This window comes from Noviherbaspirillum sedimenti, assembly GCF_003590835.1.
In the GTDB taxonomy this organism is placed as follows: domain Bacteria; phylum Pseudomonadota; class Gammaproteobacteria; order Burkholderiales; family Burkholderiaceae_D; genus Paucimonas; species Paucimonas sedimenti.
Window position 1 is genome coordinate 741,408 of sequence record NZ_QYUQ01000002.1, and the last position, 17,503, is coordinate 758,910.

18 protein-coding genes and 1 riboswitch are annotated in these 17,503 nt (G+C 59.8%); of the genes, 11 read left to right on the forward strand and 7 right to left on the reverse strand.

The window, feature by feature from the left end:
- Nucleotides 1-164: 164 nt before the first annotated feature.
- Nucleotides 165-369, reverse strand: a riboswitch (cobalamin riboswitch).
- 258 nt (nt 370-627) lie between these two features.
- The 6 genes from D3878_RS03515 to D3878_RS03540 all read right to left on the reverse strand — a co-directional run bounded on the left by D3878_RS03515 (nt 628) and on the right by D3878_RS03540 (nt 4,654).
- A complete protein-coding gene (locus D3878_RS03515; RefSeq protein WP_119787674.1) occupies nt 628-1,227 on the reverse strand; it encodes an LOG family protein in 600 nt (199 codons plus the stop codon).
- Between the two features lie 34 nt (nt 1,228-1,261).
- Complete coding sequence (locus tag D3878_RS03520; protein ID WP_338016798.1) at nt 1,262-2,218, reverse strand: alpha/beta fold hydrolase; 957 nt, start codon at nt 2,216-2,218, stop codon at nt 1,262-1,264.
- A gap of 180 nt (nt 2,219-2,398) precedes the next feature.
- Nucleotides 2,399-2,920 carry an RDD family protein gene (locus D3878_RS03525; RefSeq protein WP_420799478.1) on the reverse strand — a complete coding sequence of 174 codons (522 nt, stop codon included), beginning with the start codon at nt 2,918-2,920 and terminating at the stop codon, nt 2,399-2,401.
- A 14-nt stretch (nt 2,921-2,934) separates the two neighbouring features.
- On the reverse strand, nt 2,935-3,684 hold the full coding sequence (locus tag D3878_RS03530; RefSeq protein WP_233556219.1) for a DUF3106 domain-containing protein: 750 nt from the start codon (nt 3,682-3,684) through the stop codon (nt 2,935-2,937).
- Nucleotides 3,685-3,686: 2 nt separating this feature from the next.
- On the reverse strand, nt 3,687-4,088 hold the full coding sequence (locus tag D3878_RS03535; protein WP_119784226.1) for a DUF3619 family protein: 402 nt from the start codon (nt 4,086-4,088) through the stop codon (nt 3,687-3,689).
- Nucleotides 4,085-4,654: an RNA polymerase sigma factor gene (locus D3878_RS03540; RefSeq protein WP_119784227.1), complete on the reverse strand. Its 570-nt coding sequence runs from the start codon at nt 4,652-4,654 to the stop codon at nt 4,085-4,087. The genes D3878_RS03535 and D3878_RS03540 overlap by 4 nt, the downstream gene beginning before the upstream one ends.
- Before the next feature lie 533 nt (nt 4,655-5,187).
- Here D3878_RS03540 and D3878_RS03545 point away from each other — a divergent pair.
- The 8 genes from D3878_RS03545 to D3878_RS03580 all read left to right on the forward strand — a co-directional run bounded on the left by D3878_RS03545 (nt 5,188) and on the right by D3878_RS03580 (nt 13,013).
- On the forward strand, nt 5,188-6,903 hold the full coding sequence (locus tag D3878_RS03545) for an acetolactate synthase 3 catalytic subunit (RefSeq protein WP_119784228.1): 1,716 nt from the start codon (nt 5,188-5,190) through the stop codon (nt 6,901-6,903).
- A gap of 2 nt (nt 6,904-6,905) precedes the next feature.
- The gene (gene ilvN / locus D3878_RS03550) at nt 6,906-7,397 is read left to right on the forward strand and encodes an acetolactate synthase small subunit (protein ID WP_119784229.1); all 492 of its coding nucleotides are present in this window, start codon (nt 6,906-6,908) and stop codon (nt 7,395-7,397) included.
- An 83-nt stretch (nt 7,398-7,480) separates the two neighbouring features.
- Entirely contained in the window at nt 7,481-8,497 is a 1,017-nt protein-coding gene (gene ilvC / locus D3878_RS03555) for a ketol-acid reductoisomerase (RefSeq protein WP_119784230.1), read from the forward strand.
- A gap of 90 nt (nt 8,498-8,587) precedes the next feature.
- Nucleotides 8,588-9,370 carry an SIMPL domain-containing protein gene (locus D3878_RS03560; protein ID WP_119787676.1) on the forward strand — a complete coding sequence of 261 codons (783 nt, stop codon included), beginning with the start codon at nt 8,588-8,590 and terminating at the stop codon, nt 9,368-9,370.
- A 26-nt stretch (nt 9,371-9,396) separates the two neighbouring features.
- Nucleotides 9,397-9,600 (forward strand): hypothetical protein, encoded by a 204-nt coding sequence (locus tag D3878_RS03565; protein WP_147383876.1) that lies wholly within the window; start codon nt 9,397-9,399, stop codon nt 9,598-9,600.
- Between the two features lie 94 nt (nt 9,601-9,694).
- Nucleotides 9,695-10,594: a CDP-diacylglycerol--serine O-phosphatidyltransferase gene (pssA, locus tag D3878_RS03570; protein ID WP_119784232.1), complete on the forward strand. Its 900-nt coding sequence runs from the start codon at nt 9,695-9,697 to the stop codon at nt 10,592-10,594.
- Between the two features lie 91 nt (nt 10,595-10,685).
- The gene (gene lysM, locus D3878_RS03575; protein ID WP_119784233.1) at nt 10,686-11,216 is read left to right on the forward strand and encodes a peptidoglycan-binding protein LysM; all 531 of its coding nucleotides are present in this window, start codon (nt 10,686-10,688) and stop codon (nt 11,214-11,216) included.
- 252 nt (nt 11,217-11,468) lie between these two features.
- On the forward strand, nt 11,469-13,013 hold the full coding sequence (locus tag D3878_RS03580; protein ID WP_119784234.1) for a 2-isopropylmalate synthase: 1,545 nt from the start codon (nt 11,469-11,471) through the stop codon (nt 13,011-13,013).
- Nucleotides 13,014-13,034: 21 nt separating this feature from the next.
- Here D3878_RS03580 and D3878_RS03585 read toward each other — a convergent pair whose 3' ends face one another.
- Nucleotides 13,035-13,604 (reverse strand): hypothetical protein, encoded by a 570-nt coding sequence (locus D3878_RS03585; RefSeq protein ID WP_233556220.1) that lies wholly within the window; start codon nt 13,602-13,604, stop codon nt 13,035-13,037.
- A 126-nt stretch (nt 13,605-13,730) separates the two neighbouring features.
- Here D3878_RS03585 and rpsO point away from each other — a divergent pair, with 126 nt between their 5' ends.
- The 3 genes from rpsO (at nt 13,731) to D3878_RS03600 (ending at nt 17,480) form a co-directional block, all read left to right on the forward strand.
- Nucleotides 13,731-14,000 carry a 30S ribosomal protein S15 gene (rpsO, locus tag D3878_RS03590; protein ID WP_119784235.1) on the forward strand — a complete coding sequence of 90 codons (270 nt, stop codon included), beginning with the start codon at nt 13,731-13,733 and terminating at the stop codon, nt 13,998-14,000.
- Nucleotides 14,001-14,190: 190 nt separating this feature from the next.
- Nucleotides 14,191-16,332, forward strand: a complete 2,142-nt coding sequence (pnp, locus tag D3878_RS03595; protein WP_119784236.1) for a polyribonucleotide nucleotidyltransferase — start codon at nt 14,191-14,193, stop codon at nt 16,330-16,332.
- A 161-nt stretch (nt 16,333-16,493) separates the two neighbouring features.
- Entirely contained in the window at nt 16,494-17,480 is a 987-nt protein-coding gene (locus tag D3878_RS03600; protein ID WP_119787678.1) for an NAD(P)H-quinone oxidoreductase, read from the forward strand.
- Nucleotides 17,481-17,503 lie beyond the last annotated feature (23 nt).

The following is a 17,503-nucleotide window of genomic DNA, read 5'->3' on the forward strand; positions in this document are numbered from 1 at the left end:
AAGGACGATGCAGAGCAGATAGCAAGCGAAAGGGGGATTTTTTGAGCGAGCCGGCATTTTCTTCGGACGGTGTACTGAAAGGTACCAGACCAGGAGAAAAAAGCTCACGCGTACCTACCGGGCGGCAGGCATCAATCGAACCTTTCCCATCACCCCGGGGATTGGTACTGCATATGCTTCAGGCCGGTCTTCTGGCTCGCCTTCATCCTTCCCCGGCCTTCCCATGCACAGGCACAGTGGTGTTTCCGGAGTCGTCAGGCTTACAGCAGCGGGGGCTGCGCCGGAATGTCTGATCGCTCAGCGTCACCGGCTTCCCGTTTCACCCGCTCTGTGAATACGGAGCAAGGCACCTAAAGTGTCGCCAGTATAACGCAAACGGAAAAATCATATGCCAGGACTTTAACGCCTCGTTTGCCCTTTTCGCTGCAGCATGAGCAAAGCGGCATTGGCTTCGAATCGTCCGGCTTGCTCGACATACCCCCCTGCACGGTTCCATCCTGCCGCAAGCCGCCTGGCTGCTTGATGTCCTGGAACTCGGCGCTTGAGCAGGGCGCGCTGGCGGTCAGTCCGCGCTTGAATCAGACTGGCCGCCGCGGCGGGGTGGCCAGCCCTCGCGCTCGGCCGAGCCTAGGACAACAGGGGCGGTGCGTTGCCCGTATCCAGCAGTTTGTGCCGATGCTGGCCCGGCTGGAAATCGCGCAAGCGCGCCAGCAATCGGTCGACCTGCGTCTCGTGCATCAGCAAGCCGGCTTGCGCAGGTTTCACGAATCCCTGCGTCACCATATGCGCCACGAAAGCCAGCAAGCCATCATAAAAGCCGGCGACATTCAACAAGCCGATCGGCTTGTCATGCAGGTTCAACTGAGCCCAGGTCAAGGTCTCGAACAATTCCTCCATGGTGCCCAGGCCACCGGGCAGGGCAATGAAGCCATCCGACAGTTGCGCCATCATGGCCTTGCGTTCATGCAGGTCCTTGACCACATGCAGGCGTGTCAAGCCATGATGGCCGACTTCCCACTCCAGTAAGGCCTTGGGAATGACGCCGGTGACTTCGCCGCCCAGGCGCATGACTTCATCGGCGATCACCCCCATCAAGCCGACACTGCCGCCGCCATACACCAACGCGATATTGTTCTTGACCATTTCCTGCGCCAGTGCGCGGGCGGCTTCGGTGTAGGCCGGCAGGGTGCCCGGCGATGAGCCGCAATAGACGCAAATAGATTTCATATCGGTATAAATCGGTTGTTGACACTGGAGCGCATTATCCTGCATCCGGTGCCGCCGCGAGGATTTCGTCGATGACGATTTTCTGAACCTGCGGGTTCAAGCCCAGTGCCACGTGGCCGACGCCATGCAAGGCAATATTGCGTGCGCCCGGCAAATGCGCGGAAGTCTGCGGGGCGATGATGTTGTCATGGTGCGAATAGATGGAAGTAAACAAGCCATAGCGCTGCGGGCCTTCGCGTGCGGCCAGTTCCTGCAGCCACGCGCTGGGCGTGCCGCCGCGCCCGTCACCATATTCGCCGCTGCATGCATTGCTGTTTCCATTGCTGCTTTTATTGATTACCCAGCGCATCTGCTCGCTGTTGCTGCCCAGGCCGAAATTGGCCAGCCCGGTGCCATGGTGCGGCGTGCCCAGCGTGATGACCCTGGCGATGCGGGCTTCGCCATGCGCGCACAGATAGGCGCGCGCCACCAGGCCGCCCATGCTGTGCGCCAGCAGTACGACGCGCCGGCTGCCGGTAGCGTGGCACAGGTTTTCCACCGCCGCATGCACCGCCGGCACGAAACTGTCGATATCGCCGAATACCGGTTCCAGGCTGACCGCCCGGTGCGTGATGCCGGCAGTACCCAGCAGCCGGCTCATGCTGCGCCAGTAACCGCTGTTGCAGCCGTAGCCATGGATCAGCAGCACCGGCAAGCCCCGCGATTTTGCACTGTGATGCCCGGCAAAGGCGCCAAACGGCATGCTCCACGAAGAGCTGAACAAGCTTGCGCGGAATTCTTCCAGATACAGGCGCCATGCATGGCGCAGGGTGATGCGCTCGGCGGGCGGAGTGTCGCTGCGAAAGCGCCATGACAATCGAAAATTGTTGGCGGTAATCAGCATGCGCAGCAGAAGCAGCATGCCGGCAGCGCTCAACATGGCTGAAGCAATGTGCATGCCGAAAAAATGCTTCAGGACGTAGGCGATCGCTGCCGCAATGGCTAGCTGCACGAGCAACAATATCCTGGTAATGAATGCAACCATGTGCGCGCAATTATGCCCCGGGGCGGCGTAAAGTGTATCGCAACAAGCACTGAGTCGCCTCGCACCGGTTGGCCTGAAAGCGCAGGCTTGCCAGTGAAACCCAGGGGAAGTCAGGCAGCATCGCCCGAATCAACCGGAGCGATGGGCTCAGCGCGGCACGGACCTGGCTGCTGCCCCTGGCTTGACTGGCTGCTGCATGATCAGTCGTGTGCCCGCCAGGCGGTCATGGAGGAATTGGCGTTGCGGGTCAAGATAAGTGGCAAGCGCCCACAGCAGCATGTTTAAAGCTGGAATCAGTACCAGCATCCACGCATGCGCACCCAAAACTGAAGCCAGCGCCAGCCCAGGCAGGAACCAGAGCCATGCCAGCAGGTAGCGCATGATTGCACGCCAAACCCTTAACGGCTTGCCATCCGCGCTGACCAGGCGGATGTGCCAGGTTTTCATGGCCAGGGTCTGGCCGCCATGGATCCAGAACCAGACAAAATAGATGCCCATCACCAGCAACAGCCAGATCTGCTGGGCATGCCGCAGATACAGGGCGTGCCGCTGCTGCAGGAGCGTGGAAAATAGCCAACCGGCAATGAACAGGACGCCGAACAGCAGCATGCCTTCATACAGCATGCTTGCCAGGCGGCGTCTCAAGGGTGGGGCAAGGGTATCCAGCAACGTAGACGATCGAATTATTTTGGTGAGTAGGAAAGCGGTCCGCCCAGCGATTCAGCAGGACTTGCCGCCGGTGGCACGGCAGCGGGGGGCGTTGTCGGCGGCGCCATTGTCGCTGCCACGGCACTGTCTGCCTCGGACGGACCGGATGGTAGCACAGGCGCGGCCGGTTTTGCCGGTTTGGGCTGGTGGCGATTGGCCTGCGGATGCGGCAGGTTGGTGACGTTTTTCTTTTTTTCCGCCCTGGCTGCCAGTTTCTGCTTTTCTTCGTCCGGCAGGCTTTGGTACTGTTCCCATTTGGCTGATTTCTGGTCAGCATCGAGCTTCTTGGCGCGCGCGTAGCTTTCACGCGCGGTGCGCCGTTGTTCCGGTGTCAGTTGCGTCCACTCGCGCATGCGGGTTTGCAGTCGTTGCTGTTCTTCCGGTGCCATTTGCGCATATCTGGCGGCGATTTCCAGCCATTTCTTTTTGCGGATCGGACCCAGGCTATCCCATTCGGCGGCCAGGGGCGCCAGTGCCTGCCGCTGCGCGGGCGTCAATTCGGTCCAGCTTTGCCGTTTGGCCGAGGACGTCGCCATGCCCGCGCCTGGTACTACGCCCTTTTGCGCCGGCGCGGCGGTGTTTTGTCCTGGGGGTAGGGCGCTTCCCGCTGCGGGTGCATCGGTACGGCTGCAGGCGGCGCACAGCAGCAGGCCGGCTATACCGAGCAGCCGGCCCGGTTTGTGCAACACGGCAGCCAATGCTGCAATCGCCTGGAACCCCGTCATGTCTATTCGTCCCGCGTCGCCAGGTAGGCGTTGAATCCCTGGTCGACATAAGCCGACACGGGAAGCTCATCCGACAGCACGGCAACGTCCATTTCAGCCAGTTCCGCGATGCGCTGTTCCTGCTCAAACTGGTATAGCCCGATGAAGACCAGTGCGCCTGCGAGCAAAGGCGTGGCCACGCCCAATCGGCCCAGCCATGACAGTGGTTCCTGAAAGTAGTTGCCAATTTGTCCTGCCAGGGCCAAGCTAGGGATGCGCCGCCGCAATGGCTCCGGTTTTTTGCGGGAAAGTGCGATTTTGCGCGCGGAAGACAGGCGTTCCGCAGTGGAGTCCGGGAGATTGTCCAGATTCTGGTCAAGCGCATGCTTGACTTGGTAGGCAAAATTCAGGTCTTTGGCGTTCATAAGTAAATTCCCTTGGCTTTCAGCGCGCGTGCCAGTGCATGAGTTGCTCTTGAGCAATGTGTTTTGACGCTCCCTTCCGTACATCCCATTGCGGCTGCAGTCTCGGCGACGTCCAATTCTTCCCAATAACGCATCAGGAAGGCTTGGCGTTGACGTGCTGGCAGCTTTTGTACCTCGTCGTCTATGATCGCCAGGACTTGCGCGCGTTCCAGTTTGTCGGCGCCGGACTCGGTTGCTTCAGTGCCGGCGTCGGATACGTAATTTTCCAGCAAATCGAATTCATCGTCTTCGTCCTTGCTGCCGGACAGGCTGGAAAACAGGCTGACCCAGGTGTTACGTACCTTTTCGCGCCGGAAGTGGTCGAGAATGGTGTTTTGCAGAATGCGCTGGAACAGCGGGGCCAGTTCGGCCGCCGGCTTGTCGCCGTATTTCTCGGCCAGCTTGATCATGGCATCCTGCACAATGTCGAGCGCTGCCTCGTCCTTGTGGACGGCATAGACGGCCTGTTTGAATGCGCGGCGCTCGACATTTTCGAGGAAATCAGAAAGTTCTTTATCGGTTGCCATGCGATGGGGCGCGTCAGTGAAAAGGACGCCGCCGCTGAGGTGCCTAGGACCAGATCTAATTGGGTGCTGTATTGCAAACTGTGCGCATGCTAGCAAAAATGCCATGGCTTGTGCAGATTTTTTATTGAAAATCCTTGATTTCAAAGGGAATTAACTGAATATCACTTGACCAAAACGAAGCGGCGCATTAACGTATCATTCCCTTCGACATCCCGAGGGGAACTTTCGTCCGTCTGCACGCGGCCCAAGATGCCGGATGCCTGGCGGACATGCTTCACTTTGCAAGCTGTTTGCTCTAACCCATGCCACAAGCGTGAGGGACTTGCGAGCCTGTCAGACAGGCTTTTTGCGTTGCCCTGGAAAACCCCCGGCTGAACGAGTGGCGCTTAGCGCTGGTTTGAACCGCATCTATGGATGCGCACCGAATCAGCGTGACCGCCCACACAAGGGAAGCCGCTGGAACCATTGTCGCGCACAGTCCCGCCAGGAGAGAGCATCCGATCAATTTCCAATGGACCTTGAAAGGACGTAGTATGAGTTCAGAAATCACCGGCGCAGAGATCGTCGTGCGCTGTCTTGCCGATGAAGGTGTCGAACACGTTTTCGGCTATCCCGGTGGCGCCGTGCTGTATATCTATGACGCCATCTTCAATCAGGAAAAATTCCAGCATATTCTGGTGCGCCACGAGCAGGCCGCGGTGCATGCGGCGGATGCCTATTCGCGCAGTTCGACCAAGGTCGGCGTGGCGATCGTCACCTCCGGCCCGGGCGTGACCAATGCCGTGACCGGCCTGGCGACCGCCTACATGGATTCGATCCCGATGGTGGTCATTTCCGGCCAGGTGCCGTCGACTGCGATCGGCCAGGATGCTTTCCAGGAATGCGACACGGTCGGCATCACTCGCCCTTGCGTCAAGCACAACTTCCTGGTCAAGGATGTCAGGGACCTGGCATCCACCATGAAAAAAGCGTTCTTTATCGCCACGACTGGCCGTCCCGGCCCGGTGCTGGTCGATATTCCCAAAGACATCACGATGCACAAGTGCGCCTACGACTATCCGAAGGAAGTCGAGATGCGCTCCTACAAGCCGGTGGAGAAGGGCCATGCCGGCCAGATCCGCAAGGCGGTGCAAATGCTGCTGCAAGCCGAGCGCCCCATGATCTACGCCGGTGGCGGCGTGATCCTGGCCGATGCTGCGCCGGAACTGAACAAGCTGGTCGATCGTCTCGGTTACCCTTGCACCAACACCCTGATGGGCCTGGGTGGCTACAAGGCCACCAGCGAATTGTCCGTCGGTATGCCGGGCATGCATGGCACCTACGAAGCCAACATGGCGATGCAGCACTCGGACGTGCTGATTTCCATCGGCGCGCGCTTCGATGACCGCGTGATCGGCAACCCGAAACATTTCGCCTCGAACTCGCGCAAGATCATTCATATCGATATTGATCCGTCGTCGATTTCCAAGCGCGTCAAGGTCGATGTGCCCATCGTCGGTAACGTCAAGGAAGTCCTGCAGGAATTCCTGGCCCAGCTCGACGCTGCGGACACCAGGCCGAACGCCGCCGCACTGGCCGACTGGTGGAAGCAGATCAAGCAGTGGCGCGACCGCGATTGCCTGAAATACGCCGGCTCGGACACTGTCATCAAGCCGCAATCGGTGGTCGAGAAGGTCTGGGAAATCACCAAGGGCGATGCCTTCGTCACCTCCGACGTTGGCCAGCACCAGATGTGGGCGGCGCAATACTACAAGTTCGACAAGCCGCGTCGCTGGATCAATTCCGGCGGCCTGGGCACCATGGGTGTGGGCCTGCCGTACGCCATGGGCGTGCAGATGGCCAATCCTGGCGCGACGGTTGCCTGCATCACCGGCGAAGCCTCGATCCAGATGTGCATCCAGGAACTGGCGACGTGCAAGCAGTACCACCTGACGCCCAAGATCATTTTGCTGAATAACCGCTTCCTCGGCATGGTGCGCCAGTGGCAGCAGATCGATTACGGTTCCCGCTATTCCGAGTCGTACATGGATTCGCTGCCGGACTTTACCAAGCTGGCGGAGTCCTTCGGTCATGTCGGCATGAAAATCGAAAATCCGCGCGATGTCGATGGCGCATTGAAGGATGCCTTTGCCATGAAGGACAGGCTGGTATTCATGAATTTCATCACTGACCAGACCGAAAATGTCTGGCCGATGGTGAAGGCCGGCAAGGGCTTGACTGAAATGCTGCTGGGCTCGGAGGATCTGTAATCATGCGACATATCATTTCTATATTGCTGGAAAACGAAGCAGGCGCCCTGTCGCGTGTGGTGGGCCTGTTTTCGGCGCGCGGTTATAACATCGAAACCCTGACCGTGGCCCCGACCGAAGACGCAACCCTGTCGCGCATGACCATTGCGACGACCGGTTCCGACGATGTGATCGAACAGATCACCAAGCACCTGAATCGCCTGATCGAGGTGGTGAAGGTGGTGGATCTGACTGAAGGCGCGCATATCGAGCGCGAACTGATGCTGATCAAGGTGCGTGCGGTGGGCAAGGAACGCGAGGAAATGAAGCGGACCGCCGACATTTTCCGTGGCCGCATCATTGATGTCACTGAGAAAACCTATACGATCGAACTGACCGGCAACAAGGGCAAGCTCGACGCCTTCATCGATGCCATCGATCGCACTGCGATCCTGGAAACCGTGCGTACCGGTGGATCCGGCATTGGCCGCGGCGAGCGGATACTCAAGGTATAAGAAGATTAATCAGTTATAAAATGTTGGGCACAGCGTACCGCTGCTCCCAAAATTAAAATTTATTTGAAAATTAGGAAAAGAAAATGAAAGTTTTTTACGACAAAGATTGTGACCTGTCCCTCATCAAAGGCAAGAACGTTGCCATCATCGGCTACGGTTCGCAAGGTCATGCACACGCACAGAACCTGAACGATTCCGGCATCAACGTGACGGTCGGTCTGCGCAAGGGCGGTGCGTCCTGGACCAAGGTTGAAAAGGCTGGCCTGAAGGTCGCTGAAGTCAATGATGCAGTCAAGGCTGCCGACGTCATCATGATCCTGCTGCCGGATGAAAACATCGCCCAGGTCTACAACGAAAACATCGCACCGAACGCCAAGCAAGGTGCAGTCCTGGCCTTCGCCCACGGCTTCAACGTCCACTACGGCCAAGTCGTGCCGCGCGCCGACCTCGACGTCATCATGATCGCACCGAAGGCCCCGGGCCACACCGTGCGTGGTACCTACGCCCAGGGTGGCGGCGTGCCGCATCTGATCGCCGTGTACCAGGACAAGTCCGGCAACGCCCGCGACATCGCCTTGTCGTACGCCATGGCCAACGGCGGCGGCCGTGCCGGCATCATCGAAACCAACTTCCGTGAAGAGACCGAAACCGACCTGTTCGGCGAACAAGCCGTGCTGTGCGGCGGTACCGTCGAACTGATCAAGGCCGGTTTTGAAACCCTGGTGGAAGCCGGCTATGCACCGGAAATGGCTTACTTCGAGTGCCTGCACGAACTGAAGCTGATCGTTGACCTGATCTATGAAGGCGGCATCGCCAACATGAACTACTCGATCTCCAACAATGCCGAATACGGCGAGTACGTGACTGGCCCGAAGGTTGTTACCGAAGACACCAAGAACGCCATGCGTCAGTGCCTGAAGGACATCCAGACCGGCGAATACGCCAAGAGCTTCATCCTGGAAAACAAGGCCGGCGCACCGACCCTGATTTCCCGCCGCCGCCTGACTTCCGAGCATCAGATCGAAGAAGTCGGCGCCAAGCTGCGCGCGATGATGCCGTGGATCGCCAAGAACAAGCTGGTCGACCAGTCGAAGAACTAAGCAAAACCTTTGACCAACTGGACTCCAGTCTGGTTAAACTGAATGGGGCGTACAGGGTGTACGCCCCTTTTTTACTGGAGGTTCGTAATGATGCGGATGGATAAAATTCTGTTGGCGCTGGCATGTGCCGCAACGATGGCATCAGCCCAGGCCCAGGCGCCGCTGTCGGTATCAGCGTCGGCCGGTGTGCAAACTGCAGGCACGCTGGTGATCGTGCCTGCCTATGGCGAAGTGACGCAGGCCAATGACGAGGCGCGCGCAAACTTCATGATCGAGGAGCAGGACAAGGATAAGGCAACAGCGGCTTCGCGCGTCAACCTGAAGATGAAGCAGGGTACCGAGATCATCCGCCAGGCAGATCCGCAGGCCCGCCTCAAGACCCATGGCTATTACACCTATCCAGTCTACAGCGACGAGCCGGTGCAGCCGCGCGCGGGCAATGTCACCCGACCCCGGCAGCCGGTCGGCTGGCGCGTCGGCCAGTACCTGGAAGTGCGGACGCTCAATTTGCAGGCTCTGCCAAAAATCGTCGCCGCCGCGCAAAAATTATTGGCGCTGAATGGCTTACAATTTGGCTTGAGCGATGCCGCCACCGGCAAGCTCGACCAGCAGCGCATCGAGGCCAGCTATAAAAACCTGAATGAACGCATCGCCGCGATCGCCAGGGCGATGGGACGGCGTCCGGCGGAGGCGGTGCTGGAAATGGTCGACTTCGAGGCTTCCGGCGCCTATGCGCCGCAGGCCGACATGGCGCGCGCCAAGACCATGAGCATGGCGGCGAGCAGGGAGGCGGCGCCAGTCGAAGAGCCCAGCTTCGAGCCCGGCGAAACGACTTTGCAAATGCGCGTGGTCGGCAAAGTAAAATTTAAATAACAGGGTGGACGTAACAGGGTGGACGTATGACGCGTAAACTGTCGGGCAGGATGCTTGCGGCGATCGCGATCGCCGTCGTGGCCGTGACTGGCGCATGCCAGCCGTCCGCGCCGCCGCCCGACCTCGTCAAGAGCCAGCGTGAAGCGCTGGACAAGGCGAAGGCGGTAGAAGGGCTGCTGCAGCAACAGGGGCGGGACCAGAAGCAGGCTGTTGACGAGGCCGCCAAGTGAGTTGCCGTCATGGCCGCCGTATGGACCGCCCAGATCACTGACTCGATACCGTGTGCGCCAGACGTCTGGCGCACACTATTTTCACGGAATTCTTATGGCAAATTTCCCCCGGCGTAAAGCGCCTAAAAAAATCCCGCTGCTTCCCCGCTCCCGGCACTTGCTCAAAAACAAGCGCCTGGGCCAACTGGATGTCCTTCCAGAGGAAGCGGAGGCAATCCTGCGGCCGAGCCTGCGCCGGCGCAGCATTTACCTGCTGCCGAATGCCTTCACCACGGCCGCGCTGTTTTGCGGATTCTATGCCATCGTGATGGCGATGAACCTGAAGTTCGATTATGCGTCGATTGCCATCTTTGCCGCCATGGTGCTGGATGCGGTCGATGGCCGGGTGGCCCGCCTGACCCATACCCAAAGCGAATTCGGCGCACAATACGACAGCCTGTCGGACATGGTGTCCTTTGGTGCCGCGCCGGCGCTGGTGGTGTATGTGTGGGCCTTGCGCGGCCTCGGCGAGACCGGCTGGGGCAAGCTGGGCTGGCTGGCGGCCTTCATCTATTGCGCCTGCGCGGCACTGCGCCTGGCGCGCTTCAATACCAATATCGGCGTGGTCGACAAGCGTTATTTCCAGGGCTTGCCGAGTCCGGCGGCCGCGGCCCTGGTGGCCGGCTTCGTCTGGCTGATGGATGACCTTGGCGTGCCACGCACCGAGCTGAGCTGGGTTGCCTGCGGCATCACCCTGTATGCCGGCCTGACCATGGTGACGAATGTGCCGTTCTACAGCTTCAAGGACGTCAATTTCCGCAAGTCGGTGCCATTCATCGCCATCTTCGTCATCGTCCTGATTTTCGTCGCCGTCTCGAGCGATCCGCCCAAGGTCCTGTTCGGCATTTTCGTGCTGTATGGCCTGTCCGGCTATGCCGTGTATTTCTGGCGGCTGGCCAAGGGAAGGCCGGTCAGCATCATTCAAACCAGTGACGAGTCTCACGAAGAAAAATAATCGGTTTCTTGTTTTGCATCAGACAAAACCGGTGGTCAGGCCTGGCTCCAGATGACATCATGTTTTTTTGTCGTCACCTAAGGAGGGCACTATGGGTTTGTTGTCATTCATGAAGGAAGCCGGAGAAAAACTGCTGCGCGCAGGCCACCCCAAGCCGGAAGCCGGCCAGCCCGCAAGCGGGCCGGCTTCCGGCGCTGCGCCGCAGCCGGATTTGCGGGCCAAGGAGCAGGAGCTGGAGCAGGCGATCCGCGACTACATTACGGTGCAACACCTGCCCGCCGAAAGCGTGAACATCGCCTACGATTCGGCCAGTGCGACCGTGACCGTCTCGGGCTCGGTGCCGAACCAGCAAGCCAAGGAAAAAATCCTGCTGTGCTGTGGCAATGTGCAAGGCGTGGCCCACGTCAATGACGAACTCAATGTCGTCCAGACCGAAGCTGCGCCCTCGCAGTGGTATACCGTGCAAAGCGGCGATACCTTGTCCAAGATCGCCAGACAATTCTATGGCGATCCCAACAAGTACATGCTGATTTTCGAATCCAACCGGCCGATGCTGAGCGATCCGGACAAGATTTATCCGGGCCAGATGCTGCGCATCCCCGACCAGGCTTCCCTGCACTGATCCGCCAATCCACCGTCAATTCCGGCTGTAACCCGCCGGCTGTACCCGCCGGCCGTGCCCGCACTCGCGGGGCGGCCGGCGCCCATTTTAGCTGCCGATTTCACCTGTCGTACCCGTGATTTTTTCGCCGCTTCCAGGCGTAAAATTTCCTATCTATTACAATTCAGGTATTCCCTTCCGCATGCCAACGTGGCTGTGCCGGACGAAATGCATCTGTATTATTGTTAACATCGCCTTTCCCAGGAGCACACCATGGCCGATTCTTCCAAGCTGATCATTTTCGACACCACCCTGCGCGATGGTGAGCAATCGCCCGGGGCGTCGATGACCAGGGAAGAAAAGATCCGTATCGCCCGCCAACTGGAGCGGCTGAAGGTGGATGTGATCGAAGCCGGCTTTGCCGCGTCCTCGCAGGGCGATTTCGAGGCGATTAAGGCGATTGCCGGCCTGATCAAGGATTCCACCGTGTGTTCGCTCTCGCGCGCCAATGACCGCGATATTTCCCGCGCTGCCGAAGCGCTGGCGCCGGCCGCACGCAAGCGCATCCACACCTTCATCGCCACCTCGCCCTTGCACATGGAAAAAAAGCTGCGCATGACACCCGACCAGGTGCTGGAGCAGGCCACACAGGCGGTGCGCTTCGCTCGCCAGTTCACTGACGATGTCGAGTTCAGCCCGGAAGACGGCAGCCGCTCCGATATGGATTTTCTCTGCCGCGTGCTGGAAGCGGTGATCAGGGAAGGTGCGACTACCATCAATTTCGCCGATACGGTCGGCTATGGCGTGCCCGAGTTGTACGGCAACATGCTCAAATCCCTGCGCGAGCGCATCCCCAATTCGGACAAGGCGATCTGGTCGGTACATTGCCATAACGATCTCGGCATGGCGGTCGCCAATTCGCTGGCCGGTGTGATGATCGGCGGCGCACGCCAGGTGGAATGCACCATCAATGGCCTGGGCGAGCGCGCCGGCAACACCGCGCTGGAAGAAGTCGTCATGGCCTTGCGCACGCGCCGCGATTATTTCAATCTGGAGGTCGGCATCGATACCACGCAAATCGTCCCCACCTCCAAGCTGGTGTCGCAGATCACCGGCTTTGCGGTGCAGCCCAACAAGGCGGTGGTGGGCGCCAATGCTTTCGCCCATGCCTCCGGTATCCATCAGGATGGCGTGCTGAAGGCGCGCGATACTTACGAGATCATGCGCGCCGAAGATGTGGGTTGGAGCGCCAATAAGATTGTGCTTGGTAAGCTGTCGGGGCGTAACGCCTTCAAACAGCGCCTCGATGAACTTGGCATCAAGCTCGATTCGGAGACCGAAGTCAACGCCGCCTTCGCCCGTTTCAAGGATCTGGCCGACCGCAAGTCCGAGATCTTCGATGAAGACATCATGGCGCTGGTGTCTGATGAGCAGCAGTCGCATGAGCAGGAACACTACCGCTTCGTCTCGCTGGCCCAGCATTCCGAAACCGGCGAGCGGCCGGCCTCGAAAGTCATATTTTCCATCGCCGGCAAGGAAGCCGTCGCCGAAGGGGAGGGCAATGGCCCGGTCGACGCCACGGTCAATGCCATCGAATCGATGGTCGGCAGCGGCGCTGAACTGTTGCTGTTTTCCGTGAATGCCATCACCACCGGCACGCAGTCGCAAGGGGAGGTGACCATGCGGCTGTCGAAGTCCGGCCGCATCGTCAATGGCATCGGCGCCGACCCCGATATCGTGGTGGCCTCGGCCAAGGCTTACCTGTCCGCCTTGAACAAGCTGCATTCCAAAGTGGAAAAGCTCAATCCGCAGCTTTGATTGCGGGTTGGCGCGCCGCGCTTACCAGGGGAAACCGAATACGTTGCCTTGGTTTTGGTAGCGCAAGTCCGGCGTGTTTTCCATCTTGCGCACGATACCGGCGCGGTCGAAGTGGACGTGCATGAGCGAGTTCCAAATGCCATATTGTTTGTAGGGATAGGTCCAAGCCTCCAGTTGCGACAACGGAAAGTAGACCTGTTCGCTCGGTGCGCCGATGACATGCAGCACATCCTGCTTGGTTGCGCCGCCGATCCGGATCGTGGCAAATTTTTCATCGCTCAGGACTTGCTCGAAAGACGTTAATTTGCCATCCGCTCCGATGCGCGCCATCCAGGTTTCCTGGCCATAGGGGCCGTACATGTATTCCAGCAATTCTTCATTGCCGAGGCGGTAGCGGTGGGTGGGCGCCCCACGCGCAGCCAGCACTTGCGCCTGGCTGTCGCCGATCCTGACCGGTTGCGGCAGGCTGCAGGCGCCTGACAGCACCACGGCGAGCGCCAGCGCGGCGCCCGCAGTCAGGCGAACACGAGCGTGCCTTGCCGGACAAGGCGAAGGTCCCCGCAAAAATACGCTAAGTGTTTGAATGTTCAAGTGATTTCCTGTATACTTTGCCGTCTGGTCGGTTTGACCAGTTTTTTTCATCATTTGTTCACGGCGTAAATGGGGTTGGGGCTTGCTTGACGACTCGACTCCAAGCGCCGCATGTGAAAGGTAATCATGTCTGTAGAAAACATCAACAAAGCAGCAATTATTGCGGACAATGCCCGCGGTCAAAACGATACCGGTTCGCCGGAAGTGCAAGTCGCCTTGCTGACTGCCCGCATCAACGAACTCAACGGTCACTTCAAGGCCCACGCCAAGGATCACCACTCCCGTCGCGGCCTGATCATGATGGTTAACCGTCGCAAGAGCCTGTTGTCTTACCTGAAGGGCAAGGATGCCAATCGCTATCGTGCCCTGATCGAAAAACTCGGCCTGCGCAAGTAATTCTTTGCGATATCCTGTTCCGAATTAGTTGGTCGATGCCCGCGTCAGTTCGCTGATGTGGGCATTTGTTTTTTCTGGATTCGGCAGGAAGCCATTGTCGCAAAAGCGGAACGTCCTCTGGATGGATCGCTCGTGGTGAGGTGAACGACGGCGCCTGAAAATCCGTCGGCAAAAATAGAAAGGAAACACCGTGTTCAATAAAGTTACCAAAACCTTCCAGTACGGCCAGCATCAAGTCACCCTGGAAACCGGCGAAATCGCCCGCCAGGCCTCCGGCGCCGTGCTGGTGTCGATCGAAGATACCGTGGTGCTCGCCACCGTGGTGGCCAAGAAGGATGCCAAGCCAGGCCAGGATTTCTTCCCGCTGACCGTCGACTATGTCGAGAAAACCTACGCTGCCGGCCGCATTCCCGGTGGTTTTTTCAAGCGCGAAGGCCGTCCTTCGGAAAAGGAAACCCTGACCTCGCGCCTGATCGATCGTCCGATCCGCCCACTGTTCCCTGAAGGCTACATGAATGAAGTCCAGGTGATCGTGCACGTATTGTCGGTCAACCCGGAAATCGACCCGGACATCGCCGCCATGATCGGCACCTCGGCCGCCCTGAGCGTCTCCGGCATCCCGTTCAGCGGCCCGATCGGCGCGGCCCGCGTCGGTTACATCGATGGCCAGTACGTGCTGAACCCGACCGTGGCGCAACTGGCCAAGTCCGACCTCGACCTGGTGGTCGCCGGCACCGAGCAAGCCGTGCTGATGGTCGAATCCGAAGCCAAGCAATTGTCTGAAGAAGTGATGCTGGGCGCGGTGGTGTACGGTCACGAGCAGATGAAAGCGGTCATCGACGCCATCCATGAACTGGTGCGCGACGGCGGCAAGCCGGAAGTGCAGTGGAGCCCGGCACCGAAGAATGAAGCGCTGATCGCCCGCGTGGCGCATTTCGCCGAAGCCAAGCTGCGCGAAGCCTACCAGACCAAGGACAAGCAGGCGCGCACCGCCAAGCTGAAGGACGTGACCACCAGCGTCAACGCTGCGCTGGCTGCGGAAGCTGCCTCGATCAGCGCTGCCGCACCGGATACGGCCGAAGTCGGCAATATCCTGTTCGACATGGAAGCCAGGATCGTGCGTTCGCAGATCCTGGAAGGCGAGCCGCGCATCGATGGCCGCGACACCCGCACCGTGCGGCCGATCTCGATCCGTACCGGCGTTCTGCCGCGTACCCACGGCTCGGCATTGTTTACCCGTGGCGAAACCCAGGCCCTGGTGGTCGCCACCCTCGGCACCGCGCGTGACGAGCAAAAGATCGATGCGCTGATGGGCGAGTACAGCGACCGCTTCATGATGCACTACAACATGCCGCCGTTCGCCACCGGCGAAACCGGCCGCGTCGGCACCCCGAAGCGCCGCGAAATCGGTCACGGCCGCCTGGCCAAGCGTGCCCTGGTCGCCGCCTTGCCGGCGCCGGAAGAGTTCAGCTACTCGGTGCGCCTGGTATCTGAAATCACTGAATCGAACGGTTCGTCGTCGATGGCGTCGGTCTGCGGCGGTTGCCTGGCATTGATGGACGCTGGCGTGCCGATGACTTCGCACGTGGCCGGCATCGCCATGGGCCTGATCAAGGAAGGCAGCAAATTTGCCGTCCTGACCGACATCCTGGGCGATGAAGATCACCTCGGCGACATGGACTTCAAGGTGGCCGGCACCGCCAATGGCATTACCGCGCTGCAAATGGATATCAAGATCCAGGGCATCACCAAGGAAATCATGCAGGTCGCACTGGCGCAAGCCCAGGAAGGCCGTCTGCATATCCTGGCCAAGATGCAGGAAGCTGTGCCAAGCGGCAAGGGTGAACTGTCCGATTTCGCACCGCGCCTGATCACCATCAAGATCAATCCGGAAAAAATCCGTGACGTGATCGGCAAGGGCGGCGCCGTCATTCGCGCACTGACCGAAGAAACCGGCACCCAGATCGACATCAGCGACGAAGGCGTGGTAACCATTGCCTCCGTCGATGCTTCGGCTGGCCAGGAAGCCAAGCGCCGCATCGAAGAACTGACCGCTTCCGTCGAAGTGGGCAAGATCTACGACGGCGTGGTCCTGAAGCTGCTGGACTTCGGCGCCATCGTGCAAGTCTTGCCGGGCAAGGATGGCTTGCTGCACATCAGCCAGATCGCCAACGAGCGTGTCAACGCCGTTGCCGACTATCTGAGCGAAGGCCAGCAAGTGCGCGTCAAGGTGCTGGAAACCGACGACCGCGGCCGCCTGAAACTGTCGATGAAAGCTGTCGCCGCCGAAGAAGGTTCCGGCCAGGCCGAGGCAGCTCAGCCGCAGCAGTAATCGGCGCAAAGCACTGCGCGGCAACAGCACCGCGCTGCTGCCTGCATGAAACGCCCGGGTGCGAATCCGGGCGTTTTTTTCTGCCTGGCTGGAATGGATGGCATATCATCGAGTCTTACGGCGAATGCGCCAGATACAGCAAGCATGGAGCAAGAGAAATGATGAGGGCAATTGAAATCACGCGTCCGGGTGCGCCCGAGGTTCTGCAATTGTGCCAGCGGCCATTGCCGGAACTGAAGGCGGGCGAAGTACTGATCAAGGTGCATGCCGCCGGCGTCAACCGGCCGGATGTGTTGCAGCGCATGGGCCGCTATCCGGTCCCGCCCGGCGCCTCGGACCTGCCGGGGCTGGAAGTGGCCGGCGAAATCATTGCGGGGGATCTGGGCCGCAGCAGTTTTAAAATCGGCGACATGGTGTGCGCGCTGGCGCAAGGCGGCGGCTATGCCGAATATTGCGCCGCGCCGGTCGAGCAATGCCTGCCGCTGCCGCTCGGATGGCGTCCGGAAGAGGCAGCTTCGTTGCCTGAAACCTTTTTTACCGTCTGGAGCAACGTCTTCGACCGCGCCCGGCTGGCGCCGGGAGAAACCCTGCTGGTGCAGGGCGGTAGTTCCGGCATCGGCGTCACCGCGATCCAGTTGGCGGCGGCTATGGGGCATCGTGTCTTCGCCACCGCCGGTACCGAAGAAAAATGTCGCGCCTGCGAAGCGCTGGGGGCGGAGCGCGGCATCAATTATCGCAGCGAGGATTTCGCCGGGGTGGTCAGGCAGGCTACGGCAGGCAAGGGTGTCGACGTCATTCTCGACATGGTGGGCGGCGACTATGTTCCACGCGAGATCGATGCGCTCGCCGATGATGGCCGCATCGTCCTGATTGCCCTGCTGGGCGGATCGAAGAGTGAGATTGATCTGGGCCAGGTCCTGCGTCGTCGCCTGACCCTGACCGGCTCCACCCTGCGGCCGCGGCCAGTCGCCTTCAAGGCCGACATCGCCGCCAGCTTGCGGGAAAAAGTATGGCCTTTGCTCGAATCCGGCGCGATCAGGCCGGTCATCCATGCCAGCTATCCGCTTGAACAGGCGGCGCAGGCGCACGCTTTGATGGAAACCAGTACGCATATCGGCAAGATCGTGCTGACCGTGGCGGCGGGCTAGGGCGGCCCGGGGGCGGCCCAGGG

What these genes read in the sequence shown, in the direction of transcription:
- D3878_RS03515 (WP_119787674.1), bottom strand. Translation starts at nt 1,227, where the DNA reads ATGAAATCTATTTGCGTCTATTGCGGCTCATCGCCGGGCACCCTGCCG.
- D3878_RS03530 (WP_233556219.1), bottom strand. Translation starts at nt 3,684, where the DNA reads ATGACGGGGTTCCAGGCGATTGCAGCATTGGCTGCCGTGTTGCACAAA.
- D3878_RS03535 (WP_119784226.1), bottom strand. Translation starts at nt 4,088, where the DNA reads ATGAACGCCAAAGACCTGAATTTTGCCTACCAAGTCAAGCATGCGCTT.
- D3878_RS03540 (WP_119784227.1), bottom strand. Translation starts at nt 4,654, where the DNA reads ATGGCAACCGATAAAGAACTTTCTGATTTCCTCGAAAATGTCGAGCGC.
- D3878_RS03545 (WP_119784228.1), top strand. Translation starts at nt 5,188, where the DNA reads ATGAGTTCAGAAATCACCGGCGCAGAGATCGTCGTGCGCTGTCTTGCC.
- ilvN (WP_119784229.1), top strand. Translation starts at nt 6,906, where the DNA reads ATGCGACATATCATTTCTATATTGCTGGAAAACGAAGCAGGCGCCCTG.
- ilvC (WP_119784230.1), top strand. Translation starts at nt 7,481, where the DNA reads ATGAAAGTTTTTTACGACAAAGATTGTGACCTGTCCCTCATCAAAGGC.
- D3878_RS03560 (WP_119787676.1), top strand. Translation starts at nt 8,588, where the DNA reads ATGCGGATGGATAAAATTCTGTTGGCGCTGGCATGTGCCGCAACGATG.
- D3878_RS03565 (WP_147383876.1), top strand. Translation starts at nt 9,397, where the DNA reads ATGACGCGTAAACTGTCGGGCAGGATGCTTGCGGCGATCGCGATCGCC.
- pssA (WP_119784232.1), top strand. Translation starts at nt 9,695, where the DNA reads ATGGCAAATTTCCCCCGGCGTAAAGCGCCTAAAAAAATCCCGCTGCTT.
- lysM (WP_119784233.1), top strand. Translation starts at nt 10,686, where the DNA reads ATGGGTTTGTTGTCATTCATGAAGGAAGCCGGAGAAAAACTGCTGCGC.
- D3878_RS03580 (WP_119784234.1), top strand. Translation starts at nt 11,469, where the DNA reads ATGGCCGATTCTTCCAAGCTGATCATTTTCGACACCACCCTGCGCGAT.
- rpsO (WP_119784235.1), top strand. Translation starts at nt 13,731, where the DNA reads ATGTCTGTAGAAAACATCAACAAAGCAGCAATTATTGCGGACAATGCC.
- D3878_RS03600 (WP_119787678.1), top strand. Translation starts at nt 16,494, where the DNA reads ATGAGGGCAATTGAAATCACGCGTCCGGGTGCGCCCGAGGTTCTGCAA.